Annotated in this window: 21 protein-coding genes and 1 pseudogene; 11 read left to right on the top strand and 11 right to left on the bottom strand. The window is 68.2% G+C overall.

Going from position 1 to position 24,257, the window contains the following annotated elements; translation table 11 throughout:
- Positions 1–180: 180 nt before the first annotated feature.
- The gene (locus tag HTY53_RS08525) at positions 181–1,353 is read right to left on the bottom strand and encodes an MFS transporter (protein ID WP_174106054.1); all 1,173 of its coding nucleotides are present in this window, start codon (positions 1,351–1,353) and stop codon (positions 181–183) included.
- A 130-nt stretch (positions 1,354–1,483) separates the two neighbouring features.
- Positions 1,484–2,506 carry a D-2-hydroxyacid dehydrogenase family protein gene (locus HTY53_RS08520; RefSeq protein ID WP_174106053.1) on the bottom strand — a complete coding sequence of 341 codons (1,023 nt, stop codon included), beginning with the start codon at positions 2,504–2,506 and terminating at the stop codon, positions 1,484–1,486.
- Between the two features lie 649 nt (positions 2,507–3,155).
- Between HTY53_RS08520 and HTY53_RS08515 the strand changes: the two genes are divergently transcribed.
- Positions 3,156–5,012, top strand: coding sequence for a phosphoenolpyruvate carboxykinase (GTP) (locus HTY53_RS08515; protein ID WP_174106052.1), 1,857 nt, complete (start codon positions 3,156–3,158; stop codon positions 5,010–5,012).
- A gap of 114 nt (positions 5,013–5,126) precedes the next feature.
- Here HTY53_RS08515 and HTY53_RS08510 read toward each other — a convergent pair whose 3' ends face one another.
- The 4 genes from HTY53_RS08510 to HTY53_RS08495 all read right to left on the bottom strand — a co-directional run bounded on the left by HTY53_RS08510 (position 5,127) and on the right by HTY53_RS08495 (position 8,006).
- On the bottom strand, positions 5,127–5,435 hold the full coding sequence (locus tag HTY53_RS08510) for a type II toxin-antitoxin system RelE/ParE family toxin (protein ID WP_174106051.1): 309 nt from the start codon (positions 5,433–5,435) through the stop codon (positions 5,127–5,129).
- A gap of 2 nt (positions 5,436–5,437) precedes the next feature.
- Complete coding sequence (locus tag HTY53_RS08505) at positions 5,438–5,722, bottom strand: CopG family ribbon-helix-helix protein (protein ID WP_174106050.1); 285 nt, start codon at positions 5,720–5,722, stop codon at positions 5,438–5,440.
- 119 nt (positions 5,723–5,841) lie between these two features.
- A complete protein-coding gene (locus tag HTY53_RS08500; protein ID WP_174106049.1) occupies positions 5,842–6,516 on the bottom strand; it encodes a response regulator in 675 nt (224 codons plus the stop codon).
- Positions 6,513–8,006: a cache domain-containing protein gene (locus HTY53_RS08495; protein ID WP_174106048.1), complete on the bottom strand. Its 1,494-nt coding sequence runs from the start codon at positions 8,004–8,006 to the stop codon at positions 6,513–6,515. Before HTY53_RS08495 ends, HTY53_RS08500 begins: the two co-directional genes overlap by 4 nt.
- 390 nt (positions 8,007–8,396) lie before the next feature.
- Between HTY53_RS08495 and HTY53_RS08490 the strand changes: the two genes are divergently transcribed.
- The 3 genes from HTY53_RS08490 (at position 8,397) to HTY53_RS08480 (ending at position 11,430) form a co-directional block, all read left to right on the top strand.
- Complete coding sequence (locus HTY53_RS08490; RefSeq protein WP_174106047.1) at positions 8,397–10,469, top strand: carbon starvation CstA family protein; 2,073 nt, start codon at positions 8,397–8,399, stop codon at positions 10,467–10,469.
- A 53-nt stretch (positions 10,470–10,522) separates the two neighbouring features.
- Positions 10,523–10,726 (top strand): YbdD/YjiX family protein, encoded by a 204-nt coding sequence (locus HTY53_RS08485; protein WP_006579436.1) that lies wholly within the window; start codon positions 10,523–10,525, stop codon positions 10,724–10,726.
- A 221-nt stretch (positions 10,727–10,947) separates the two neighbouring features.
- Positions 10,948–11,430, top strand: a complete 483-nt coding sequence (locus HTY53_RS08480; RefSeq protein ID WP_174106046.1) for a hypothetical protein — start codon at positions 10,948–10,950, stop codon at positions 11,428–11,430.
- Between the two features lie 188 nt (positions 11,431–11,618).
- Here the strand turns inward: HTY53_RS08480 and HTY53_RS08475 are convergent, their stop codons facing one another.
- On the bottom strand, positions 11,619–11,849 hold the full coding sequence (locus HTY53_RS08475) for a hypothetical protein (RefSeq protein ID WP_174106045.1): 231 nt from the start codon (positions 11,847–11,849) through the stop codon (positions 11,619–11,621).
- Positions 11,850–12,041: 192 nt separating this feature from the next.
- Here HTY53_RS08475 and HTY53_RS08470 point away from each other — a divergent pair, with 192 nt between their 5' ends.
- Positions 12,042–12,989, top strand: a complete 948-nt coding sequence (locus HTY53_RS08470) for a LysR family transcriptional regulator (protein ID WP_174106044.1) — start codon at positions 12,042–12,044, stop codon at positions 12,987–12,989.
- A 113-nt stretch (positions 12,990–13,102) separates the two neighbouring features.
- Here HTY53_RS08470 and HTY53_RS08465 read toward each other — a convergent pair whose 3' ends face one another.
- From HTY53_RS08465 to HTY53_RS08450, 4 genes are all read right to left on the bottom strand, one after another.
- Positions 13,103–15,766 (bottom strand): DNA topoisomerase III, encoded by a 2,664-nt coding sequence (locus tag HTY53_RS08465; RefSeq protein ID WP_174106043.1) that lies wholly within the window; start codon positions 15,764–15,766, stop codon positions 13,103–13,105.
- Between the two features lie 202 nt (positions 15,767–15,968).
- The gene (locus HTY53_RS08460) at positions 15,969–16,394 is read right to left on the bottom strand and encodes a thioredoxin family protein (RefSeq protein ID WP_174106042.1); all 426 of its coding nucleotides are present in this window, start codon (positions 16,392–16,394) and stop codon (positions 15,969–15,971) included.
- A gap of 121 nt (positions 16,395–16,515) precedes the next feature.
- Positions 16,516–17,727, bottom strand: coding sequence for a DNA-processing protein DprA (dprA, locus tag HTY53_RS08455; protein ID WP_174106110.1), 1,212 nt, complete (start codon positions 17,725–17,727; stop codon positions 16,516–16,518).
- An 8-nt stretch (positions 17,728–17,735) separates the two neighbouring features.
- Positions 17,736–18,365, bottom strand: coding sequence for a hypothetical protein (locus HTY53_RS08450; protein WP_174106041.1), 630 nt, complete (start codon positions 18,363–18,365; stop codon positions 17,736–17,738).
- An 81-nt stretch (positions 18,366–18,446) separates the two neighbouring features.
- Here HTY53_RS08450 and def point away from each other — a divergent pair, with 81 nt between their 5' ends.
- From def to HTY53_RS24755, 6 genes and pseudogenes are all read left to right on the top strand, one after another.
- Positions 18,447–18,953, top strand: a complete 507-nt coding sequence (gene def, locus HTY53_RS08445) for a peptide deformylase (RefSeq protein WP_149317433.1) — start codon at positions 18,447–18,449, stop codon at positions 18,951–18,953.
- Between the two features lie 131 nt (positions 18,954–19,084).
- Complete coding sequence (gene fmt / locus HTY53_RS08440) at positions 19,085–20,089, top strand: methionyl-tRNA formyltransferase (protein ID WP_174106040.1); 1,005 nt, start codon at positions 19,085–19,087, stop codon at positions 20,087–20,089.
- A 34-nt stretch (positions 20,090–20,123) separates the two neighbouring features.
- Positions 20,124–20,774, top strand: coding sequence for a LysE family translocator (locus tag HTY53_RS08435; RefSeq protein ID WP_174106039.1), 651 nt, complete (start codon positions 20,124–20,126; stop codon positions 20,772–20,774).
- Positions 20,775–20,936: 162 nt separating this feature from the next.
- Entirely contained in the window at positions 20,937–21,797 is an 861-nt protein-coding gene (gene htpX / locus HTY53_RS08430; protein ID WP_174106038.1) for a zinc metalloprotease HtpX, read from the top strand.
- A gap of 145 nt (positions 21,798–21,942) precedes the next feature.
- A complete protein-coding gene (rsmB, locus tag HTY53_RS08425; protein WP_174106037.1) occupies positions 21,943–23,313 on the top strand; it encodes a 16S rRNA (cytosine(967)-C(5))-methyltransferase RsmB in 1,371 nt (456 codons plus the stop codon).
- Positions 23,314–23,317: 4 nt separating this feature from the next.
- A pseudogene (locus HTY53_RS24755) lies at positions 23,318–24,151 on the top strand (DUF4390 domain-containing protein); the annotation flags it as partial.
- Between the last annotated feature and the right edge of the window lie 106 nt (positions 24,152–24,257).

Genomic DNA, 24,257 nt, shown 5'->3' with positions numbered 1-24,257 from the left:
GACGCGTCTGTATTACAAACGATTACAGGAGAGGGGCCGTCTTTGTATCAGGGATCAAACATTAGCAGAAAACGGGCCCGGGCGGCCGGGGCCGGGGGTGCGGCCGGGGGTCGGCCCAGGAGGCGTCCGATCCCGGGCCGTGCGAAGCGCCACGCGGCGCCTTGCAGCAGCAGGGCGCGCTCAGGCCTGCTGCGGCGCCTGCCGGCGCAGCCAGCGGCAACCGAGGGCGCGGGCGCGCGCCGACAGCAGCAGGGCGCCGAGCATCAGCGCGGCCGCGCCCCAATGCAGCGCCTGCGCGCCGGTGGTGGCGTAGATCGCCGCGCCGACCATCGCGCCGATCGCCTGGCCCAGATAGATCGACGAGGAATTGAGCGAGATCGAGACCGCCGCCCGCTCCGGCGCCAGCGCGACCAGCCGCGCCTGCTGCGCGCTGTTGGTGGCGAAGCCGCCGATGCCCCACAGCATGAAGATCAGCACCAGTGCGATCGGGCCGAGCCCGGTCAACGGCCACAGCAGCATCGCCGCCAGCGAGGTGCCCAGCGCGACGTGGACCACGCGGGCCGGCGTGGCGCGGTCCATGCGCGCGGCCGCCACCACGTTGCCCAGCACGCCGCAGGCGCCGTAGGCCAGGAACATCAGGCTCAGCGCGCCGCCGCTGACGCCGTGGACGTCGCGCAGCATCGGCGCGATATAGGTGAACATGGTGAACATGCCGGCCGACGACACCATCGTCACGCCGACCACCATCAACAGCGGCGTATGGCGCAGCACCGCGCCCCAGGCCGCGCGCCCGACCGGCGCCACCATCAGCCCGCGCGGCAGCACCCGCCACAGCGCGATCGCCACGCCCAGCGCCATCACGCCGACCACGCCCATGCTGACGCGCCAGCCCAGCGTCGTGCTGATCCAGGTGCCCATCGGCACGCCGACCACGCTGGCCACGCTCCAGCCGAGGAAAACGAAGCTGATCGCGCGGCCGCGCAGCTTCGCATCGACCAGCAGCGGCAGCGTGGCGGCAGCCTGCGGAGTATAGATGGCGGCGCCGATCGCCGTGACGAAACGCAGCACGACCAGCGCGCCGAAGTTCGGCGCCAGCGCCGAGGCCAGATGCAGCGCGCCATAGAGCGCGAGGGCGCCCACCAGCAGCAGGCGGCGGTCAATGCGCGAACCGAGCGTGGCGAACAGCGGCGCGCCGACGCAGCAGGCCAGCGCAAAGGCCGAGACCAGCTGGCCGGCGGTGGCGGCGCTCAAATGGAAATCGCCGGCGATGTCGTTCAGCATGCCGGTGACGATCATCGCGCCGGTGCCGATGACGAAATTGCCGACGCAAAGCGTCAGAAGCCTGGGATCCATGATGGGACGCGAGGGGAGATGGCGGCAGGGGACCGCCCGCGAATCCCGGCAGTGTAGCGGTTTTGCGCCGATCGGGTCGGGCGCCGCCGCGGCCGCGGAGATCGCCCCGGACCGAGGCCGAGAACGGCGCCTAACGCGTCAGCGCGGGCGTCAGCGCCTTCGGATTGACCACGCTGCCGTGCTCGCCGGACAGCACGTCGAGGATGTTCTGGAACGCGGTGCGGAAGTACAGCTCGTAGCTGTCGCGCTCGACATAGCCCAGATGCGGCGTGCAGATGCAGTTCTCCATCCGCAGCAGCGCGTGGCCCTGCAGGATCGGCTCGGACTCGAACACGTCGACCGCCGCCATGCCGGGCCGGCCGCGGTTGAGCGCCGCCACCAGCGCGTTTTCCTCGACCAGCTCGGCGCGGCTGGTGTTGACGAACAGCGCGGTCGGCTTCATCGAGGTCAGGTCGGCCAGCTTGACGATATGGCGGGTCTCGTCGTTCAGCCGCAGCAGCAGCGACAGCACGTCGCTGTCGGCGAACAGCTGCTCCTTCGATTCGGCCACCGCGAAGCCGTCCTCGCGCGCGGCCGTCTGCGAGGCCTCGCGGCCCCAGACCAGCACGTTCATGCCGAAGGCGCGGCCATAGCCGGCCACCAGGCGGCCGATCTTGCCGTAGCCCCAGATGCCGAGCGTCTGGCCCTTGAGCACCTGGCCGAGCCCGAAATTGGGCGGCATCGTGGTCGATTTCAGACCCGACTGCTGCCAGGCGCCGTGCTTCAGGCTGGCAACGTACTGCGGAATCCGCCGCTGCGCCGCCATGATCAGCGCCCAGGTCAGCTCGGCCGGCGCGACCGGCGAACCGACCCCTTCGAGCACCACCACGCCGCGGTCGGTGCAGGCGTCCACGTCGATATGGCTGCCCGCGCCGCCGACCCGGCCGGTCTGGCTGATGATCTTCAGCTTCGGCAGCTTCTCCAGCAGCTGGCGCGTGATGCGGGTGCGCTCGCGGATCAGCACCACGGCTTCGACATCGGACAGGCGCGCCGCCAGCTGGCCCACGCCCTTGACGGTGTTGTTGAACACCTTGACGTCATGGCCCTGCAGCAGCTGGAAGCAGGCCAGCTTGCGCACGGCATCCTGGTAGTCGTCGAGAACGGCAATTTTCATCGTCGGATTCGGTGAGCGGTTCGGTGAGCGGTTCGGTGAACTACGGTGAGCGGCCCGATGACCGATGGCGGTGCAATTGACGCCGCAACCCGGTTGGTACGCGTGCCCACAGACCGGCATGCGCGCGGCCAGTAAGGTTGGCCACCAAAGTGCTGCGACAAGCCATGGCGACACGGCGTTCCGACCGGTTTTCGCGCCGCCCGCTTGCTGCAGAGCAAAAAACGGAGGACGACAGCGGTGGTATCCTTGCCGCCTTCGGTGACGTCCCGGATTGTCGGTCGAGCCTGGCTCCCGCAACCGGGTTGTCGCCGGACAAAGCTTGACTGGCACCCGCTGCGACACGTCCGCGGGAAAACCGCCACTGTAGCGCAGCCGCAAGGCCCGCCGCGATCGATTCCCGACTGGATCGCGCCGGACTTGTAACGGGATGTGACGGTCCCGAGCGAGCGTGGTCCACACCGACCACCGTGCGGGCGCCATGCGGGCAGAACGCCCGCCCCACATGCGGAACCGCTTTCACAAGAAGTGGTCCCTCAAGCATGCGGCCATGGCAGGCGTTCTCGTCGATTCCGCGTTTCATCCGGTTTTTCAGAGCGCGGCCCCGGGCCAGGCTTTGCCAAAGATTTCTTTTTTGCTTTGGAGTACCACCATGAACCACCCCACCATGCAAGGCACGCCGGCGCTGAACGTTCCGGCCTGGGTCAAGCACCAGAAGCTGGTCGCCTGGGTCGCCGAGATCGCCGCGCTGACCAAGCCCGACAGCATCTACTGGTGCGACGGCTCCCAGGAGGAATACGACCGCCTGTGCGAGCAGATGGTCGCCGCCGGCACGATGAAGCGGCTGAACCCCGCCAAGCGCAAGAACTCCTTCCTCGCCCTGTCGGACCCGTCCGATGTCGCGCGCGTCGAGGACCGTACCTTCATCTGCTCGCAGAAGGAGGAAGACGCCGGCCCGACCAACAACTGGATGCCGCCGGCCGAGATGCGCCAGACCCTGAGCGGGCTGTTCGATGGCTGCATGCGCGGCCGCACGCTGTACGTGGTGCCGTTCTCGATGGGGCCTCTCGGTTCGCCGATCGCCCACATCGGCGTGGAGCTGTCCGACAGCCCGTACGTCGCCGTCAACATGCGGATCATGACCCGCATGGGCCGCGCCGTGTATGACGTGCTGGGCGCCGACGGCGAGTTCGTGCCGTGCGTGCACACCGTCGGCAAGCCGCTGGCCGCCGGCGAGAAGGACGTGCCGTGGCCGTGCAACCCGACCAAGTACATCGTCCATTTCCCCGAGACCCGCGAGATCTGGTCGTTCGGCTCGGGCTATGGCGGCAACGCGCTGCTGGGCAAGAAGTGCTTCGCGCTGCGGATTGCCTCGACCATGGGCCGCGACGAGGGCTGGCTGGCCGAACACATGCTGATCCTCGGCGTGACCTCGCCCGAGGGCAAGAAGTACCACGTCGCGGCGGCGTTCCCGTCGGCCTGCGGCAAGACCAACTTCGCGATGCTGATCCCGCCCAAGGGCTTCGAAGGCTGGAAGGTCACCACGATCGGCGACGACATCGCCTGGATCAAGCCGGGCAAGGACGGCCGCCTGTATGCGATCAACCCGGAAGCCGGCTACTTCGGCGTGGCCCCGGGCACCAGCGAGAAGACCAACTTCAACGCGATGGCGACGCTGAAGGAAAACGTGATCTTCACCAACGTCGCGCTGACCGATGACGGCGACGTCTGGTGGGAAGGCATGACCCGCGAAGCGCCGGCCCATCTGATCGACTGGCAGGGCAAGGACTGGACGCCCGAGATCGCGAAGCAGACCGGTGCCAAGGCGGCGCACCCGAACGCGCGCTTCACCGCACCGGCCTCGCAGTGCCCCTCGATCGACGCCAACTGGGACAACCCGGCCGGCGTGCCGATCGACGCCTTCATCTTCGGCGGCCGCCGCTCGACCACGGTGCCGCTGGTGACAGAAGCCCGCAACTGGACCGAAGGCGTCTACATGGCCGCCACCATGGGTTCGGAAACCACCGCCGCGGCCGCCGGCCAGCAGGGCGTGGTGCGCCGCGACCCGTTCGCGATGCTGCCGTTCTGCGGCTACAACATGAGCGACTACTTCGGCCACTGGCTGGAACTGGGCAACAAGCTCGAGGCTGCCGGCGCCAAGCTGCCGAAGATCTACTGCGTCAACTGGTTCCGCAAGGACGAGGCCGGCAACTTCGTGTGGCCGGGCTTCGGCGAGAACATGCGCGTGCTGTCGTGGATGATCGACCGCGTCGAAGGCCGCGGCCAGGGCACCGAGCACGTGTTCGGCACCTCGCCGCGCTACGAGGATCTGCGCTGGGAAGGCCTGGACTTCTCGCCCGAGCAGTTCCAGAAGGTCACCTCGATCGACCGCGCCGCCTGGGAACAGGAACTGGCGCTGCACGAGGAGCTGTTCACCCAGCTCAAGCACCATCTGCCGCAGGCGCTGTCCGAAACCAAGGACGCGCTGGCCAAGCGGCTGGCGGCTTGATGCGGTAGACGCCTGACTTTCGCGCTTGCCTTCGGGCAGGCGTCATCCGAAATGACGAAGCCCTCGCTATTGCGAGGGCTTTCTTTTTGTCTTCTACGCCTGTCGGAACATGGATTAGCCCCGGCCGTCGCGATCGGCATAGCCGCCTTCCTTCTGGCTTCGGATGGCCACCACGAGAACCATGTCCATGGCTTCTACATAGTGATACGCGGCAATGTAGCCATGCGAGCCCCGCCCGATCACAAGTTCGCGTATATCGTCATCGACTGGCCGCCCCATCAGCGGACTGTGTGTCAGCACTTGCAGCGCCTGGACGATTTCGCCAATTCGCGCCTCGGGATTCGGGACGTGATGGCGGTCGAGGTGAGCAACGATCCGATCGAAGTCATCCGTCACCTCGGATGCAAGTTCGACGCGAGTCATTGCTATCGGACCAGCTTCCTGGGCAGCGGGCGTGGTGGCAGTTTCCCTGCGGCCCGTTGTTCCATATAAGCGCGCATGTCCTCCCACGCAATGGTCTTGCCGGTGGCGATTATGTTGGCCAAGCGCTTCCGCGCTTCGTCGTGAAATTCGGCACGACGTTCTTCCTGGGCAGTCTTTTCTGAAATGGCTTGGAGTATGAAGTTGTGCGGCGTCGTACCCGCACGTTCCGCGGCGCGTGCAATTCGAGCTTTCATTTCTTCGGACAAACGAATGGTGGTAGTCGACATGGCAGCCTCCGTTGGTTTTCCGACTGTAGCACAGACGTGCTACTCGACGAAGGAAGCGGGGCGCCAAGGGGTGAAGCCTATGGAAGGGCACGCACTATGGCTATCCAGAAACGCCGACGTTATGACTTTTCGGCCCCTTCCCCCAACTGCTCCACCGCATACTTGACCAACCCCGCGCGCCCCTCGATGCCGAGCTTGCGTTTGAGGTTGAGCCGATGCGTCTCCACCGTGCGCACCGACACGCCAAGGGACGCCGCGATTTCCTTGTTGGCCAGGCCGCGGCCGATGCCGTTCAGGATGTCGCGTTCGCGCGGCGTCAGTGCATCGAGCGGATGGGCGGCCGGGCCTTCCTCGATCATGCGGCGGGCGATGCGGGCACTGTAGAAGACGCGGCCCGCCAGCACCGCGTCGATTGCGGCCAGCAGTTCGTCGGCCGGGGCGTCCTTCAGCACGTAGCCGCGCGCGCCGGCGCGCATCGCCTGCCGCACGTATTCGAGGTTGTCGTGCATCGACAGCATCAGCACAGCGATCTCGGGATGGCGCTGGTGCAGCGCGTCGGCCAGCGCGATGCCGCCCATGCCGCGCATGCCGATATCGGTGATCACCAGGTCCGGCAGCGCATCGGGCCGGCAGCGCGCCAGCCAGGCCAGCGCCGCTTCGCCGTCGTCGGCCTCGCCGACCACGGTCAGCCCCGGCTGCAGTGCCAGATGCATGCGCATGCCGTCGCGCACCAGCGTGTGGTCGTCGACCAGCAGCACACGCGCGGGACGGTAGGGTTCGGAGTAGGAGCTCATCGGGACAGCGGGGAAGAGTGGGACGGGGCGGCCGGCGGCGCCTCCGCCGTGCTGGCCGGCGCCGGCGTCTCCGGCGTCTCCGGCGTCTCCGGCGTCTCCGGCGTCTCCGGCATCTGCAGCGTTTCGGGGGCGAAGGCCGAGGCCGGCAGATAGGCGCGGATGCGCGTGCCGCCGGGCGCGGAGTCGATATCGAACTCGCCGCCCAGGCTGGCGATGCGCTCGCGCAGATTGCGCAGGCCGATGCCGCCGCGCGGGTCGCGCTGCACGCGCTCGAGATCGAAGCCGCTGCCGTCGTCCTGCACCACCAGCGCGACGCCGGACTCGGCATAGGACAGCGTCAGTTCGACGCGCCGCGCATTGGCGTGGCGCTCGACATTGGTCAGCGCCTCCTGCGCGATGCGGTACAGCGCGGTGGCCCCCTCGTCCGACAGCGGCCGCGGCACGCCGTGGCAATCGATATCGATGCGCAGCCCGCTCGCGCCCTGCATCTCGCGGGCCAGATGCTGCAGCGCGGCCTGCAGGCCCAGGTCGTCGAGCAGCGCCGGCCGCAGGTTGCGCGCGACGCGCCGCACCTCGTTGAACACCGTCTCCAGCCGGTTCAGCGCCATGCCTAGCACCGGCGCCACCGCCGCGCCCTCGGTCGGCGCCTGCGCCAGCCGGTTCAGCGCGGTCTCCAGCACCAGCTTGACCGACACCAGCAGCTGGCTGACGCCGTCATGCAGTTCGCGCGACAGCCGCGCGCGTTCGTCCTCCTGCGAGCGCACCACGCGCTGCGCCAGCTGGCGCAGCTTGGCGTCGGCCTCGCGATGCTCGCTGATGTTCAGCGCCAGCCCGCCCGCGCCCACCAGCAGGATGCTGATCGCGGCGATCGCGCCGATCCACGCCAGCGTCGCGCGGATATCGGTCTCGGCGCGCGTGTCGAGCTCGCGCAGCGTCGCCTCGACATCGTCCAGATAGATGCCGGTGCCAAGCATCCAGCCCCATTCCGGCACCGCCACCACGTAGCCGAGCTTGGGTGCCAACTGCCGGGTCGACGGCTTCTCCCAGCGATAGCGCACCGCGCCGCCGCCTGCGCGCGCCGCCGCGATCAGCTGCTGGATCGGCAGCGCGCCCTCGGGATCGCGCAGATCCCACAGATCCCTGCCGATCAGGTCCGGCTGGCGCGGGTGCATCAGGTTGCGGCCCTGCAGGTCGTACAGGAAGAAATAGCCGTCGGGACCGTAGTCCAGCCCCGCCAGCGCCTGCATCGCGGCCTGGCGCGTGGCCTCGTCGTTGCGGCCGGACTTCACCAGCGGCGCGATCGCACTCTGCGCCAGCTGTACGTAGTGGCGCAGCTCGGTTTCCTTGCTTTGCAGATAGGCCGCCTCGACCAGCGCGCGCTCGTGGCGGACCAGCGCGGTGGCCTGATAGTGCACGGCCAGCGCGATGCCGAGCATGGCGATCGCCAGCGGCGCGACCGCGAGCAGCAGGATCTTCTGGCGGAGTTTCATCGTGACCAGGGTAAACACGGATGCCTGGGAAGCGGCCTCTGACCGTCCCGTTGCGTAGTACTACGCAGGATCGCTGCGTAGTTACGCGCTTGTGCCTCGATTGGCGGGTGTCAATACTACACGCCGACGCGCGACCGGCTCCGAGAGCCAGCGCCGCGTCATTCGCAACGGGATGCGCCAGTGCCCAGCACCGGCGTATCGCCCCGCCTGCCAGACAAGATCCGGACCGGAAGTCGAGGGACCGGGCGCCGCTGACATCTGGAGACAGCTTGCCCCCGATCGCCCGCCATTCGCCGCCCGACGGCGCGCGTGCCGCCGTGCGCGCCCCTCGGTCCACCGGCCTTGTTCCCCCGCGGGCTTTGTTCCATGTGGTCTGAGGAGACCTTCACTATGAATCGCATCGGGCAACACCTGATGTGGCTGGCCGTCGCCGTGCTCGGCGCGTTCGCCTTCGCCACCGTTGCACTGTCGCGCGGCGAAGCCGTCAGTGCCTTGTGGATCGTGGTCGCCGCGATCTGCATCTATCTGATCGCTTACCGCTACTACAGCCGCTTCATCGCCGACAAGGTGATGCAGCTGGACCCCAAACGGATGACGCCGGCCTGGCGCCATAACGACGGCCTGGACTACGTGCCGACCAACAAGGCGGTGCTGTTCGGCCACCACTTCGCCGCGATCGCCGGCGCCGGGCCGCTGGTCGGACCGGTGCTCGCCGCGCAGATGGGCTACATGCCCGGCATGCTGTGGATCCTGGCCGGCGTGGTGTTCGCCGGCGCGGTGCAGGACTTCATGGTGCTGTTCATCTCGACCCGCCGCGACGGCCGCTCGCTGGGCGATCTGGTCAAGGCCGAGATGGGTACGGTGCCCGGCATGATCGCGCTGTTCGGCTGCTTCATGATCATGATCATCATCCTCGCGGTGCTGGCGCTGATCGTGGTCAAGGCGCTGGCCGATTCGCCGTGGGGCACGTTTACCGTGGCGGTGACGATCCCGATCGCGATCTTCATGGGCATCTACACGCGGTACATCCGCCCGGGCCGCATCGGCGAGGTGTCGGTGATCGGCTTCGTGCTGCTGATGCTGGCCATCGTCGGCGGCCAGTACGTGCACGAGAGCGCCACGCTGGCGCCGCTGTTCACCTTCGACGGCAAGGCGCTGACCTGGATGCTGATCGGCTACGGTTTCGTCGCCGCGGTGCTGCCGGTGTGGCTGCTGCTGGCCCCGCGCGACTACCTGTCGACCTTCCTGAAGATCGGCACCATCATCGCGCTGGCGGTCGGCATCCTGATCGTCGCGCCGGAACTGAAGATGCCGGCCTTCACGCAGTTCGCCGAAGGCGGCGGTCCGGTGTGGTCGGGCAACCTGTTCCCGTTCCTGTTCATCACCATCGCCTGCGGCGCGGTGTCGGGCTTCCACGCGCTGATCTCGTCGGGCACCACGCCCAAGCTGCTGGAGAACGAGACCCACGCCCGCTTCATCGGCTACGGCGCGATGCTGGCCGAGTCGTTCGTCGCGATCATGGCGCTGGTGGCGGCCTCGGTGATCGAGCCGGGGGTGTACTTCGCGATGAACAGCCCGGCGGCGGCGATCGGCACTACGCCGGAAGCGGTCGCGGCGGCGGTATCGAACTGGGGCTTCGTGATCACGCCCGACGTGCTGGTGCAGACCGCCAAGGACGTCGGCGAAAACACCATCATCTCGCGCGCCGGCGGCGCCCCGACGCTGGCGGTGGGCATCGCCCACATCCTGCACCAGGTGGTCGGCGGTCAGGCCATGATGGCGTTCTGGTACCACTTCGCCATCCTGTTCGAGGCGCTGTTCATCCTGACCGCCGTCGACGCGGGCACCCGCGCCGGCCGCTTCATGCTGCAGGATCTGCTGGGCAGCTTCGTGCCGTCGATGCGCCGTACCGACTCGCTGCCGGCCAACCTGATCGCGACCGCGCTGTGCGTCGGCGCCTGGGGCTACTTCCTGTACCAGGGCGTGGTCGATCCGCTGGGCGGCATCAACACGCTGTGGCCGCTGTTCGGCATCTCGAACCAGATGCTGGCCGCGGTGGCGCTGGTGCTCGGCACCTGCGTGCTGGTCAAGATGAAGCGCGGCCGCTATGCCTGGGTCACGCTGCTGCCGACCGTCTGGCTGCTGATCTGCACGCTGACCGCGGGCTGGCAGAAGCTGTTCCATGCCGACCCGAAGATCGGCTTCCTGTCGCACGCCAGCAAGTTCAGCGAGGCGATCGCCCAGGGCACGGTGCTGGCACCGGCCAAGACGATGGAGCAGATGCACCGCATCGTCTTCAACGACTACCTGGACGCCGGCCTGTGCGCGCTGTTCATGGCGGTGGTGCTGTCGATCGTCTACTACGGCCTGCGCACCGGTCTGCGCGCGGGCGCGCAGGCACGGCCGACGGCCCACGAGACGCCGTTCGAGCCGCTGCCCGCGGCGGCCTCGGCACAGCGCTGAGCGCCGTCTGTCTTGCCCGCCGTAAGGTCAACCCACGCAGAGGAAGGAACGCCATGCTGGATCCGCTGAACAAGATGGGCCAAATGGGCCGCTACCTGGGCCAGTCGCTGCGGCTGATGGTCGGGCTGCCCGACTACCAGACCTATGTGGCCCATATGGAAAGCACGCATCCGGACCGCGAGCCGATGAGCTACGAGGAGTTCTTCCGCGAGCGCCAGGAGGCGCGTTACGGCGGCGGGCAGGGCAAGTGCTGCTGAGCTGCCAAGCCTGCCGGGCGGCGGAAATCCGGTGTCGCTGATTCGAGGCCACCGGGTTCCGGCGTTCGGAAGGCGACAAGCTGTCAACATCTCAAAGGCTGCCCACGGGCAGCCTTTGTTGCGTTTCTGCAGCATTAATAAAGGCTTACAGGCGGTTACAGCAATGTCTGTGCCCAAAATCTACACTTGCATCACAGTTTGGCAACCAGAGGAAAAACACTATGTCTCGCCGACTCGTTCGCAATATGACCGTGGCCCTCGCCCTGGCGGCATCGACGACGCTGCCTGCATTCGCGAGCGACATGAATAACGCACTGGGTGGCGCCCTCGGCGGCGTCGCCGGTGCAGCCGTCGGAGGCGCACTGGGTGGTTCCACCGGCGCCGTGATCGGCGGCGCGGTGGGCGGTGGCGCCGGCGGCGCGATCAGCTCGAATCGCCGCGAGCGTACCGGCGCCATCCTGGGCGGCGCGCTCGGCGGCGGTGCGGGTACCGCGGCGGGCAACGCGATGGGCGGCCGTGGCGGCGGCCTGATCGGCGCGGCCCTGGGCGGCGGCGCTGGCGCGGCGCTGGGCGGCAACGTGTCGCGCAGCAACTCGTACGCCAACGACCGTGACCGCTACTACCGCGATCGCGGCTATCACAAGAGCAAGTACAAGAACAAGCACCGCCACCACCGCCGCGGCCATCGTGATTGGGACGATTGATCGCAGGGGTAGTGCACCCTGACAGCCAGTTCGACGGGCCGCGCAAGCGGCCCGTTTTTGTTTTGCGGCGGCCAACGTCCGGTTGTTCCACCTCCGCGCGCGACAGCGCCGGGCCGCCGTAAACGACGATGCCCGTGCCGAGGCACGGGCATCGGGGCCGCTGGGAAGCGGTCCTGGGGGAGGCAGACTTAGCGGGCGGCGCCTTCGGTGAAGACGTCGAACTTGCCCTGGCGGGCACCTTCGGTGAACACGTCGAACTGGCCCTGGCGTGCGCCTTCGCTGAACACGTCGAACTGGCCGGTCCTGGCGCCGTCGGTGTACGGGTCGAACTTGCCGGCCTTGGCGAAGGCGGGCGCGGCGGTCAGGGTGGCCACGAGAGCGGTGGCGGCGGCGGTCAGGGCAAAGCGGGAGATCGTCATGATGTGTCCTTTCTTCTGGTCGGGAGGACGTCCGCGGCGGCTTGGTTTCGCTGCAATGCGGCATCCGATGACTGCATATTAGGCATTTCCCTTATATGAATAAACGTTACCGCAAACAATGATTAGTTCTATAAAGAACAACAAAAACCCCAAGCTGTGGAAAAATGGGGAAGAAAAAAGGGAGACTGTGCAATGGATCGGCTGCAATCGATGCGCGTGTTCGCCAAGGTCGTCGAGCTGGGCAGCTTCGCCCGTGCGGCGCAGCAATTGGAAATGTCGAACGCGGTGGTGACCCGCTATGTCGCGGACCTGGAGAGCCATCTGGGTACGCGGCTGCTGAACCGGACCACCCGCAGCCTGTCGCTGACCGATGCGGGCGAAACCTATCTGCAGCGCTGCCAGCAGATCCTCGAGGACGTCGAGGAAGCCGAGTCGGTGGTGACGACCCGCAGCCAGTCGCTATCGGGCACGCTGCGGATCGTTACGCCGGTGATGTTCGGGCTGCATCTGTTGCCCGACATGCTGGCGCGCTTCCAGCAGATGTATCCCGACGTGGTGTTCGATGTGCTGCTGTCGGACCGCAGCATCGATATCGTCGAGGAGGGCCGGGACGTCGGCATCGTGCTGTCCGACCTGGGGCTGGGCTCGCATCTGGTGGCGCGGCCTCTGTTGTCCGCCGAGATCATCCTGTGTGCCTCGCCCGGCTATCTGCGCGCCCACGCGCCGCTGCGCCATGCCCATGAGCTGACGCAGCACCGCTGCATCGCCATGCGGCTGACCAATGCCGAGCATGCCTGGACGCTGTCCGGTCCGGAAGGGGAGGTGACCGTGCCGATCCGGCCCGGTCTGCTCTGCAGCAACGCCGAACTGGCGCACCAGGCGGCGCTGGCCAATCTCGGCATCGCGATGTTGTCGTCGTACCTGGCGCGGCCCAGTATCGAGGCCGGCCTGCTGGAGCACATCCTGCCGCAATACCAGCTGCCGCGCCGCGACATCAGCGTGGTCTATCCGAGCCGCAAGTTCCTGCCGACCAAGGCGCGGGCCTTCATCGACTTCCTGCTGGAAGAAGGGAAGAAGAAAAGCGCCGATGGGGCGGGTGGGGCCCCCGGCGCCGCGAGCGCGGCTGTGGCGGGCAACTAGGCGCACAGCCAGGCACGCAACGCTGCGGGCCGAGCGCCGAAGGAGGAAGTAGAACCGAGGACGCCGTGTGCCGTCCTCGGCCCTTCGGCCTCCCCTTCAGCCGATCCTTGGTCTTATTCGCTCGCGCTGGCCGCCGTCTTGGTACGGGCCGTCTTCTTGGCCGGCGTCTTGCTGGCCGCCTTGGCCGCGACCTTGGTGCCCGTCTTTGCCGCCGCGGTCTTGCTCGCCGGCTCCGCGGCGTTGGCGGCCGTCTTCGTGGCCGTCTTCGTAGCCGTCTTGGCGGCCGTCTTGCCAGCCGCCGTCTTGGCGCCAGGCTTCGGCTCGCGCACCTCGAACTCGAAGCCGATCTTGCCGTCCGGCTGCTTGACCAGATAGGCCTTGAAGTTGCGGCCGGTACGCGACGACTTGAAGCCGGTCAGCAGGTCGGTGCGGCCCTGGTCCAGCAGCTTGCCGATCTGCTCGCGCGAGATCTCCTGCTGCAGGATGATCTTGCCGGTGGTGAAGTCGCACGACTTGGGCGAGCCGACCGCGTTCTCGCAGACGTATTTCATGCCGTGCTCGAACACCGAGCCGCTGCACTTCGGGCAGGTGCCGACCGGCTCCTGGCCGCTGAAGTCGACCGGCTCGCCGTCGTTCTCGTCCTCGTTCTGGCCGAAGTCGAACTCCATCTTGTAGTTGCCGTCGTCGTCGCGCGCCAGCTTCAGGATCGCGGCGAAGGGGCGGCCCATCTTGCTGCGGAAGCCCTGCAGCGGCCCGATTTCCTTGTCGCGCAGCAGCGTCTCGACCTCGTCGATCTCGAACTGACGGCCGCCCGGGATCTTGCTGATCGAGAACTCGCACGCCGTGCAGGCAAAGCGCCGGTAATTCTCCTTGACCTGGCCCCCGCATTGCGGACACGGGGTCTGCAGCGTGGCGTAGTCGCCCGGAATGGTGTCGCTGTCGTATTCCTTGGCGCGCTTGACGATCTGCTGCGTCATCTGTGCGATCTCGCGCATGAATTCGTCGCGCTTGAGCCGGCCGCGCTCGATCTGCGCCAGCTTGTGTTCCCACTCGCCGGTCAGTTCGGCCTGCGTCAGTTCCTCGACGCCGAGGCCGCGCAGCAGCGTCATCAGCTGGAACGCCTTGGCGGTCGGGATCAGCTCGCGGCCTTCGCGCACCAGGTATTTCTCGGTCAGCAGGCCTTCGATGATGGCCGCGCGCGTCGCCGGCGTGCCCAGGCCCTTGCCGGCCATCGCCTCGCGCAGCGCGTCGTCGTCGACCAGCTTGCCGGCGCCTTCCATCGCCGACAGCAGCGTCGCTTCGTTGTAGCGCGCCGGCGGCTTGGTGGTCAGCCCGACCGGTTCGATCTTGTCGGTGCGGACCTTCTCGTCCTTGCCGACCTGCACCAGGTTGGCGTCGTCGCCCTGCGCCTCGCGGCCATAGACCACCAGCCAGCCCGGATTGACCAGCACCTTGCCTTCGGTCTTGAAGTGGTGGCCGGCGACCTCGGTGATCCGCGTGGTGATCTGGTACTCGGCCGCCGGGAAGAACACCGACAGGAAACGCCGCACCACCAGGTCGTACAGCTTCTGCTCGGGCTCCGACAGGTTCTTCGGCGCCTGCAGCGTCGGGATGATGGCGAAGTGATCGCTGATCTTGCTGTTGTCGAAGATCCGTTTGTTCGGCTTGACCCAGCCGCTGTTCAGGATCTTCTTGGCATGCCTCAGGTAGTTCGGCGAACTGTCCGCCAGCATGTCCAGCGTTTCCTTGACCGTGCCCATGTAGTCCTCGGGCAGCGCGCGCGAGTCGGTACGCGGGTAGGTCAGCACCTTGTGCTTTTCGTACAGCGCCTGGGCCAGGCCCAGCGTGTTCTTGGCCGAGAAGCCGAAGCGCGAGTTGGCCTCGCGCTGCAGGCTGGTCAGGTCGAACAGCGCCGGCGACAGCTGCGTCGAAGGCTTGGATTCCTCGCTGACCGTGCCCGGCTTGTCGCGGCACGCCGCGACGATGCTCTTGGCCTCGGCCTCGCTCCACAGCCGCGACTCGCGCGCCTCGGGATCGAACTCGTTCTTCTTGAACTTCGGGTCGAACCAGCGGCCCTCGTACAGCCCGGCAGCGGCGATGAATTCGGCCCGCACTTCCCAGTAGTCGCGCGGCACGAAGTGTTTGATCTTCTCCTCGCGCTCGACCACGATCGACAGTGTCGGCGTCTGCACCCGGCCCACCGTGGTCAGGAAGAAGCCGCCGCCCTTGCTGTTGAAGGCGGTCATCGCGCGGGTGCCGTTGATGCCGACCAGCCAGTCGGCCTCCGAGCGGCAGCGCGCGGCGTCGGCCAGCGGCAGCATCTCGGCGTCCTCGCGCAGGCTGGCGAAGCCGTCGCGGATCGCCTGCGGCGTCATCGATTGCAGCCACAGCCGCTGCACCGGCTGCTTGGCCTTGGCCTGCTGCACGATCAGGCGGAAGATCAGTTCACCTTCGCGCCCCGCGTCACAGGCGTTGATCAGGCGGGTGACGTCCTTGCGCTTGATCAGCCGGTTCAGCACCTTCAGGCGCGACTCGGTCTTGGCGATCGGACGCAGGTCGAAATGCGGCGGGATCACCGGCAGGTTGGCGAAGCTCCACTTGCCGCGCTTGACCTCGTATTCGTCGGGCGCGGCAATTTCCACCAGATGGCCGACCGCCGACGAGAGCACATATTCGTCGCTCTCGTAATACTCGTCATGCTTGGTAAAGCCCCCGAGCGCACGGGCGATATCGGCCGCGACCGATGGCTTTTCCGCGATGATGAGAGCTTTGGACATGAGTGGGAATCCTTGCCGGCCGCCCCTTGGCGGACCGCGTTTGGCACAGCACTAATATGTAAACAGCACACTTGAGGCCCCCGGGGGGCCATGAGGCGCCAATAATAAGCGGGGTATTGACAACGGTGCAAGGCGAGTTCCATCGCCGCCTTCGCGCCTTATCGTTGGCCCGGACGCTGTCCGGAGCCGGCCCCCGCGGGCTTCAAACGCCGCTTTCTTCCTGCTGTGACCGGCCGGATCCGTCAGGATTCAACCAGCCGAGCAGGTCCGGCGGCGGTTCTCCACCGGCCGGCATGGTCGCGCCGCGGCTCAGCAGTCGCGCCAGCGTGTCGGCGTGGGGCAGCAATGTGCCATAGAAACGCGGCGCACCGCCGGCGGCATCCTGCACCAGCACGGTCGGGAAGTTCTCGATATCGATGTCGCCCAGGGCGTCGGCATGCGTTTCGATATCGATCCAGACGAAGCAATCGTCCGGGTGGCGCTCTGCCAGGTCGCGCCAGACCGCCAGATAGTCACGACAGGTGCCGCACCACTCGGCGCACAGGCACGCCACCAGGCGACCGTCGGGGTGTGCCCGCAGCGCCGCCGCTATCGCGGCCGCATCGCGTTCGGGGAAGTAAACGGCCATCGGTCATCCAAACATGAGCCTTGCGTGCGCTCGACGTGGCCCGCAGTGGGCGCTTGATCAGGCACGAGGAACGGCGATTGTAGCGACTATGACCATCGGCCGTGCCGCGCCGGCCCCGGCGCTAGGTCAGACGCCGGTACCGATTGCCCGGCATTCGCTCGACCGCCCCTGCCAGTTCCAGATCCAGCAGCACGGCGGTGACGGCCTCCGGTGGCATCCCGGTACGGGCGCACAGCGTGTCGGGATCGACCGGATCGTACGCCAGCGCGGCGCCGAGCGCATCGGCGCGGTCGGGGGCCGGCGCAGACGTCGGCGGTGGCGGCATTCCGGCGGGGCTCAATGCGGCGCTCGAACGCCGACTCGCAGCGGGGCTCGCACCCGGGCTCGCACCCGGGCTCAAACCCGGGCTCAAACCCAGTTCATCGAACACGTCCTGCGGGCATTCCACCAGCTTCGCCCCTTGCTGGATCAGCCGGTGGCAGCCGGCTGCCAGTGGCGCGTGGATGGACCCGGGCACCGCGAACACCTCCCGGCCGAGCTCCGCGGCCAGCCGCGCAGTGATCAGAGAACCGGAACGCAACGCCGCCTCGACCACCAGCACGCCGCGCGACAGCGCCGCGATCAGCCGGTTGCGCTGCGGAAAATGGAGGCTGCGCGCAGGAGTACCCAGCGGTAGTTCGCCCAGCACCAGCCCGTCGGCTGCAATCCGCTGGGCCAGCGTCCGATGACAGGCCGGATAGCAGCGATCCAGCCCGGTCCCGACCACTGCGATGGTGCCGCCCGGGCCGTTCAGCCCGCCGGCATGCGCGGCCGCGTCGATCCCCAGCGCGAGGCCGGATACCACCGTAATCCCCGCACCGGAGAAGGCCGCGGCGAACCGCTCGGCATCGCGCCCGCCCTGCACGGTCGCGCTGCGCGCGCCGACCACGGCCAGCGCCGGGCTGCGCAGGCGCTCCAGCCGACCGAGCGCGTACAGCATCAGCGGCGGGTCGCTCAGGTCCAGCATGGCACGCGGGTACGCCGGATCCGCCAGGGTCAGCAGGTGGTGGCCGGGTTCGCGCAGCCACTGCAAGGTACGGTCGATCTGCGCCGACAGGGCCGAATCCGGCCGCGCCCGGATCGCGCCGACCATGGCGGCAGGTACCCAGCGCGCCAGCTCGGCCGTCCCCGCCGCGAGCACCTGTTGCGGCAACCCGAACTTGTCCAGCAGCAGCCGCGCGGTGCGGCGGCCGAGGCCCGGGACGGCATCGAGCCGCACCCACGCTGCGATCTCGTCGGGATCGATCGCAGCGACGGAAGCAGCGGCGACGGTGGCAGAGCATGGTTCCGGCATAGGGCAGTTCAGTGTGCTGTCCATTCCACTCCGACGTGTCCGGCCGGCAACGGCACCAGGACGCTGCCCGGCACCACCTCGCGGACGGAAGACACCACGGTGACGACCGCAAGACCGCCCGGCACGGCCGGACGCGACACCAGTTCGACCGTACCGAGATTGTGCGTCGGTGCGTCGGCCGGCAGCCGTGCCAGCCGGTCCCCGCCTCGCCGGTCCTGGCCTCGCCGGTCCTCCAGATTCGCGCCGGATGGGGGTGCGACCACGTGCCAGCGGCTGCCTACCGCGGCATCCAGAGGCATATCGAGCACATAAGCAAGATCGCCGGCCGCGCCGAACTGTCGCCCGTCCTGCAGCGCCACGATGGCCGGCTCGGCGCCGCACCGCAGCGCCACGATCAGTCCCGCCGTCGCCAGCACCCACCCGGCCGACAGCCGGGCCCACAGCCGCGGCAGCCGCCACAGCCGCCACAGCCGCCGCCGCGGCGCTATCAGAGGTTCTTTGGTAAGATCGCGCACTTTGTTGAGCCGGTTGGATGCCTTGGCCGGATTGACTGCAGATTTGCCCTGAAAACCCTGAAGCGCGCAGCGACCGCCGGCGCGCCTTGATTTTTTCCATTCGCGCCCCGATTTTGCTGACATGGCCCCTGCCGCGACAATGCGACAACGGCCCAATCGAAAGCAGCGGCAAGCGGCAGCGCAACGGCGTCGCGCATCAGCACCATGGCCAAACTCGACATCCTCACCTACCCGGATCCCCGCCTGCACATCGTGGCCAAGCCCGTCGCGCAGGTGGACGACCGCATCCGCCAGCTGGTCAAGGACATGGCGGAAACCATGTACGAAGCCCCCGGCATCGGCCTGGCGGCGACCCAGGTCGACGTGCACGAGCAGGTCATCGTGATCGACATCTCGGAGACCCGCGACGAGCTGCGCGTCTTCATCAATCCGGAGATCGTCTGGGCCAGCGACAACCGCAAGGTCTGGGAAGAGGGCTGCCTGTCGGTGCCCGAGGTCTATGACCGGGTCGAGCGCCCCGACCGTGTCCGCGTGCGCGCACTGGACGAGAACGGCGAGACGTTCGAGCTGGAGGCCGACGACCTGCTGGCGGTCTGCATCCAGCACGAGATGGACCATCTGAAGGGCAAGGTCTTCGTCGAATACCTGTCGCCGCTGAAGCTGAACCGGATCAAGTCCAAGCTGCAGAAGCGCGCGCGTACCCGCATGTAACCACGCGCCATCAGACGTCGGCCCCGCCGCAGCGGGTTTGCTATGCTGATGTCTCCCTTGCAGTCCCCGCACCGGCCGCCCTCGCGGCCGGTGTTGCCTTTCAGAGCTCAATCGTCCAGCCGGAGCGTTCCATGACCAGCCCCGCCACCCTGCGCGTCGCCTTTGCCGGCACGCCCGAATTCGCCCGCGTCGCGCTGGCGGCCATCGAGGAAGCCGGCTTTCCGGTGGTCGCGGTGCTGACGCAGCCGGACCGGCCCGCGGGACGCGGCATGCAGCTGCAGGCCAGTCCGGTCAAGCAGCATGCGCTGGCACAGGGGTTCGGCCCGATCCTGCAACCGCGCTCGCTGCGCCGCCACGGCAAGTATCCCGACGAAGCGGTCGGCGCGATCGACGCGCTGGCCGCGCAGGCGCCCGATGTGATGGTCGTGGCCGCCTATGGCCTGATCCTGCCGGCCGAGGTGCTGACGCTGCCGCGCCATGGCTGCCTGAACATCCATGCCTCGCTGTTGCCGCGCTGGCGCGGCGCGGCGCCGATTCACCGGGCCATCGAGGCCGGCGACGCGCAGACCGGCATCACGCTGATGCAGATGGACGAGGGGCTCGACACCGGCGCGATGATCGCGCGCGAAGCGGTGCCGATCGGCGAGGGCACCACCACCGGTACGCTGCACGACACCCTGGCGGCGCTTGGCGGCCGCATGATCGTGCAGGCGCTGCAGCGGCTGGCGGCGGAAGGCGCGCTGCCGGCCGAGCCACAGCCGGAGCAGGGCATCACCTATGCCGAGAAGATCGGCAAGGACGAGGCCAGGCTCGATCTGCGCCGCCCCGCGGTGGTACTGGCCCGGCAGATCCGCGCCTTCAATCCCTTCCCCGGCGCGAGCGTGCAGATCGGCGACGTCCCGATCAAATGCTGGCAGGCCGAGCCGCTGGCACGCGCGCTCGAGCATGGCAACGCTGCGGCGGGTACGGTGCTGTCGGCCGACGCGCACGGCGTGGTGATCGCCTGCGGCGAAGGCGCGCTGCGCATCACGGAACTGCAGAAGGCGGGCGGCAAGCGCCTGTCCGCGCAGGCCTTCCTGCAGGGCACGCCGCTGGCGGCCGGCACGCGCTGCGTGGTGCCCGGCGGCGCGGCATAATCTCGGCGACCCATTCCCGCGAGGACCGACCATCATGCTGGGCATCGTCGATCTGCCGTTGTTCATCGGCGCCGTGTTTCTGCTGAACGTGACGCCCGGCCCGGATACGGCCTATATCGTCGGCCGCACCGTGGCGCAGGGTCGCGCCGCGGGCGTGATGTCGGCGCTGGGCGTCAGCGCCGGCTGCTGCGTGCACGCGCTGGCCACCGCGTTCGGGCTGACCGCGGTGCTGGCGGCCTCGCCGGTGGCCTTCACGGTGATCAAGTATGCGGGCGGCGCCTATCTGGCCTGGCTCGGCCTGCGGCTGCTGTTGTCGAGCTGGCGCACGCCGGCCTCCGGCGGCCAGGGGCCCGCTGGCGCGCCTGCCACCGACCGCCGCAGCCTGCGTGCGCTGTTCATCCAGGGCTTCCTGACCAACGTGCTGAACCCGAAGGTGATCCTGTTCTTCGTGTCGTTCATCCCGCAATTCGTCGATCCGCGCGCCGGGCAGCAGACGCTCGCCTTCCTCGCGCTGGGCGCGATCATGGCGGCGATGTCGACGGTGTGGACGGTGGCGGTCGCATGGATGGCCGGCACGCTGACGCGCCGGGCCAGCGGAGCGCCGCGCCTGAAGTGCTGGCTCGACCGCGTGATCGGCGTGGCCTTCATCGGCCTCGGGGCGCGCCTGGCGATGACGCAGCGCTAGCGCCGCCGCCGGCAAAAAGCCTTGCCGGCATTGAATTTAGCGGCCCGGCCCCTATCTAACCGTCACCGCACGATCGCGCGCGGGCGCACCGAATGCGGCTGCAATAACCGGGCAGCCAGGGCGCCGCGGGCGCGCGACGGCGTTACCACGGAGACCACGGCAATGTTCAACTGGGTCAAGACCTTCATGCTGATGGCCGCCATCACGGCGCTGTTCATCGTCATCGGGGGCATGATCGGCGGCCGCAGCGGCATGATGTTCGCGCTGCTGATGGCGCTCGGCATGAATTTCTTCTCGTACTGGTTCTCGGACAAGATGGTCCTGCGCATGTACAACGCGCGGGAAGTCGATGCGGCCAGCGCCCCGCAGTTCTACGCCATGGTGCAGGAACTGGCGCAGCGCGCCGGCCTGCCGATGCCGCGCGTCTATCTGATCGACGAGGACGCGCCCAACGCCTTCGCCACCGGCCGCAATCCCGAGAACGCTGCCGTTGCGGCGACCACCGGCATCCTGCGCGTGCTGAGCAACCGCGAACTGCGCGGCGTGATGGCGCACGAGCTCGCGCACGTCAAGCATCGGGACATCCTGATCTCGACCGTCGCGGCCACCATGGCCGGTGCGATCGCCGCGCTGGCCAACTTCGCGATGTTCTTCGGCGGACGCGGGGAGGACGGCCGCCCCGCCAACCCGATCGCCGGCATCGCGATGGCGATCCTGGCGCCGCTGGCCGCCTCGCTGATCCAGATGGCGATCTCGCGGGCCCGCGAGTTCGAGGCCGACCGCGGCGGTGCCGAAATCAGCGGCGATCCGCAGGCGCTGGCGATGGCGCTGGACAAGATCGACCGCTATGCGCGCGGCATTCCGTTCCAGGCCGCCGAGGCGCATCCGGCCACCGCGCAGATGATGATCCTGAACCCGCTGTCGGGCGGCGGCATCGCCAATCTGTTCTCGACGCACCCGGCCACCGAGGAGCGCGTCGCGCGGCTGATGCAGATGGCGCAGACCGGCACGTATCCGGTCTGATTCCAGGCGGCACGCCGGCCCCATCGCGGTCGGTCTGCGCCGACAAGGTAAACTGCCCGCCTTGCTCCTAGCGAGCCGGCGGGCTTTTTGATGTCCGCGCGTATTTCCGCGTTTTATCTGTTCGTTTTTTCACGGTGTCCGATCCATGCGCTTGCCTCCCGATTCCCTTGCCTTTCAGATGCTCGCCGCCGCGGCCGCGGTGCGTGGCGTCAACGAGGGCAGCGCGCTGCCGCAGGCGATCGACGCCGCCTGCGCGCAGTACCGGCTCGAACGCAGCCGCGACGCCGGCGCGCGCGGCGCGCTGCAGGATCTGGCCTATCGCACGATGCGGCAGTTCGGCACGGTCCGTGCGCTGGTCACGCGCATGGTGTCGCGCCCGCCTGGCGCGCTGGTCGACTCGCTGCTCGCGGTCGCGCTGACGCTGCTGATCGAAGGGGAAGAGCAAGGGCAGGACGGCGGGCAGGGCGGCTATGCGGCCTTCACCGTGGTGGACCAGGCCGTCAACGCCGCCGCTTCCGATCCGAAATCCGCGCACGCGCGCGGCATGGTCAATGCGGTACTGCGGCGCTTTTTGCGCGAGCGCGAGGCGCTGCTGGCCGAAGTGCGCCGCGACGAGGAAGCGCGCTGGAACCTGCCGGCCTGGTGGCTGCGCCTGCTGCGCGAGGCCTATCCCGACCGTTGGCAGACGCTGGCCGGCAGCGCGAACGAGCGCCCGCCGATGACGCTGCGGGTCAATACCGCGCGCGTTTCGCTCGACGACTATCTGGCCCGCCTCGCCGCCGCCGGCATCGCCGCCGAGCGCGTCGGCGCCCAGGCGGTGCGCCTGGCGCGCGCGCTGCCGGTCGCGCAAGTGCCCGGCTTCGACAGCGGCGAGGTCTCGGTGCAGGACGCCGGCGCGCAGCTCGCCGCGCCGTTGCTCGAGATCGCCGACGGTCAGCGCGTGCTCGACGCCTGCGCCGCGCCGGGCGGCAAGACTGGCCATCTGCTCGAACTGGCCGATGTGGAACTGACCGCGGTCGAGAGCGATGCCGCGCGCGCCCAGCGCATCGACGAGAATCTCGCGCGGCTGCATCGGCGCGCGCAGGTGGTGATCGGCGACGCGAGCCGGCCGCAGGCATGGTGGGACGGCAAGCCATACGACCGCATCCTGGCCGATGTTCCATGCTCGGCCTCGGGCAGCGTGCGCCGCCATCCCGATATCCGCTGGCTGCGCCGCGAAAGCGATCTGGGCAAGCTCGTCAACGAGCAGCGCCGCATCGTCTCGCAGCTGTGGCCGCTGCTGAAACCGGGAGGCATTCTGGTGTATGTGACTTGTTCTATTTTCCCAACGGAGGGCGAGGAGCAGGCGCGCTGGTTTGGTGACCAGCTACCAGATGCGATACGATTGCAGGCGCCCGGCCAGCTGCTGCCCGGCAGCATCCCAAATGGCGTGGCTGATGGCGGGACCGGCAGCCACGATGGCCTGCCGTCGGACCACGACGGTTTCTTCTACGCCCGCTTCCAGAAACGCCTCTGATCCGATGCTCGCACCGCTTCGCTTGTCCGTCCTCCGTGCCCATGACGACAAGGCGTGCGGATCCGCAGCAGACCGTGCCGATATTGGCCTGGCCTCGCTGCGCCGGCTGGCGTGGCTGCTGCTGATGGTGGTGGTCCTGTGCGCGAGCGCGTTGTCGCCGCGTGCCGGGCAGGCACAGAACATCGACATACGCGAGGCACGCATCGAATATCAGGACGGCGGCTTCGAGCTGAACGCAGGCTTCGACTTCGAGTTGTCGCCGGCATTGGAGGACGCCTTGCACAAGGGCATCCCCTTGTATTTCGCGGTGGATTTCCAGCTGAGCCGCCCGCGCTGGTACTGGTTCGACGAGAAGCCGGTCAGCACCAGCCGCAGCGTCCGCCTGACCTTCCATCCGCTGACGCGGCAGTACCGGGTCTCGACCGGCGGACTGCAGCTGCCCTTTATGCGTCTGAAGGGCGCGCTCGATTTCATCAAGCAGGTGCGTGGCTGGCGCGTGTTCGAGCGCGGCGACGTCAAGCTCGGCGCCCCCTACCAGGCCGAGGTCCGCATGCGGCTGGACCTGTCGCAGCTGCCCAAGCCGTTTCAGATCAACGCGGTCAATACGCGCGACTGGAATCTGTCGTCCGATTGGCGGCGCTTTGCATATACGCCGGTGGCCGAGGCTCCGCCGGCACCGCCGCCCGCACCCGCCGCCCCGGCTGCCCCCGCTTCGCCGCCCGCGCCGACACCCGCACCGGCGAACGGACATGCCGCCTCGCCCGCGAACGCTTCGCCGGCGGCCGCCGCGCCCGCACCGGGACAGGCGTCTGGCCCGGCCTCGGTGCCGCCATCGCTGCCCGGTTCCGCCCCGGCCAGCGCACCGAACCCCGCCTCCGCGCCCAATGCCACACCGGCCTCGGCCCCGGGCATCGGCAACGCCCGTCCGCCGTCGCCGGCGTTGG

The organism is Cupriavidus gilardii, assembly GCF_013314895.1.
Taxonomy (GTDB): domain Bacteria; phylum Pseudomonadota; class Gammaproteobacteria; order Burkholderiales; family Burkholderiaceae; genus Cupriavidus; species Cupriavidus gilardii_C.
This window is presented reverse-complemented; position numbering and strand designations above follow the sequence as displayed.

What these genes read in the sequence shown, in the direction of transcription:
- dprA (WP_174106110.1), bottom strand. Translation starts at nt 17,727, where the DNA reads ATGCCGGAACCATGCTCTGCCACCGTCGCCGCTGCTTCCGTCGCTGCG.
- HTY53_RS08465 (WP_174106043.1), bottom strand. Translation starts at nt 15,766, where the DNA reads ATGTCCAAAGCTCTCATCATCGCGGAAAAGCCATCGGTCGCGGCCGAT.
- HTY53_RS08495 (WP_174106048.1), bottom strand. Translation starts at nt 8,006, where the DNA reads ATGAAACTCCGCCAGAAGATCCTGCTGCTCGCGGTCGCGCCGCTGGCG.
- HTY53_RS08450 (WP_174106041.1), bottom strand. Translation starts at nt 18,365, where the DNA reads ATGTCAGCAAAATCGGGGCGCGAATGGAAAAAATCAAGGCGCGCCGGC.
- HTY53_RS08460 (WP_174106042.1), bottom strand. Translation starts at nt 16,394, where the DNA reads ATGGCCGTTTACTTCCCCGAACGCGATGCGGCCGCGATAGCGGCGGCG.
- fmt (WP_174106040.1), top strand. Translation starts at nt 19,085, where the DNA reads ATGACCAGCCCCGCCACCCTGCGCGTCGCCTTTGCCGGCACGCCCGAA.
- HTY53_RS08470 (WP_174106044.1), top strand. Translation starts at nt 12,042, where the DNA reads ATGGATCGGCTGCAATCGATGCGCGTGTTCGCCAAGGTCGTCGAGCTG.
- HTY53_RS08435 (WP_174106039.1), top strand. Translation starts at nt 20,124, where the DNA reads ATGCTGGGCATCGTCGATCTGCCGTTGTTCATCGGCGCCGTGTTTCTG.
- def (WP_149317433.1), top strand. Translation starts at nt 18,447, where the DNA reads ATGGCCAAACTCGACATCCTCACCTACCCGGATCCCCGCCTGCACATC.
- HTY53_RS08475 (WP_174106045.1), bottom strand. Translation starts at nt 11,849, where the DNA reads ATGACGATCTCCCGCTTTGCCCTGACCGCCGCCGCCACCGCTCTCGTG.
- rsmB (WP_174106037.1), top strand. Translation starts at nt 21,943, where the DNA reads ATGCGCTTGCCTCCCGATTCCCTTGCCTTTCAGATGCTCGCCGCCGCG.
- HTY53_RS08505 (WP_174106050.1), bottom strand. Translation starts at nt 5,722, where the DNA reads ATGTCGACTACCACCATTCGTTTGTCCGAAGAAATGAAAGCTCGAATT.
- HTY53_RS08515 (WP_174106052.1), top strand. Translation starts at nt 3,156, where the DNA reads ATGAACCACCCCACCATGCAAGGCACGCCGGCGCTGAACGTTCCGGCC.
- HTY53_RS08510 (WP_174106051.1), bottom strand. Translation starts at nt 5,435, where the DNA reads ATGACTCGCGTCGAACTTGCATCCGAGGTGACGGATGACTTCGATCGG.
- HTY53_RS08500 (WP_174106049.1), bottom strand. Translation starts at nt 6,516, where the DNA reads ATGAGCTCCTACTCCGAACCCTACCGTCCCGCGCGTGTGCTGCTGGTC.
- HTY53_RS08485 (WP_006579436.1), top strand. Translation starts at nt 10,523, where the DNA reads ATGCTGGATCCGCTGAACAAGATGGGCCAAATGGGCCGCTACCTGGGC.
- HTY53_RS08520 (WP_174106053.1), bottom strand. Translation starts at nt 2,506, where the DNA reads ATGAAAATTGCCGTTCTCGACGACTACCAGGATGCCGTGCGCAAGCTG.
- HTY53_RS08525 (WP_174106054.1), bottom strand. Translation starts at nt 1,353, where the DNA reads ATGGATCCCAGGCTTCTGACGCTTTGCGTCGGCAATTTCGTCATCGGC.
- HTY53_RS08490 (WP_174106047.1), top strand. Translation starts at nt 8,397, where the DNA reads ATGAATCGCATCGGGCAACACCTGATGTGGCTGGCCGTCGCCGTGCTC.
- HTY53_RS08480 (WP_174106046.1), top strand. Translation starts at nt 10,948, where the DNA reads ATGTCTCGCCGACTCGTTCGCAATATGACCGTGGCCCTCGCCCTGGCG.
- htpX (WP_174106038.1), top strand. Translation starts at nt 20,937, where the DNA reads ATGTTCAACTGGGTCAAGACCTTCATGCTGATGGCCGCCATCACGGCG.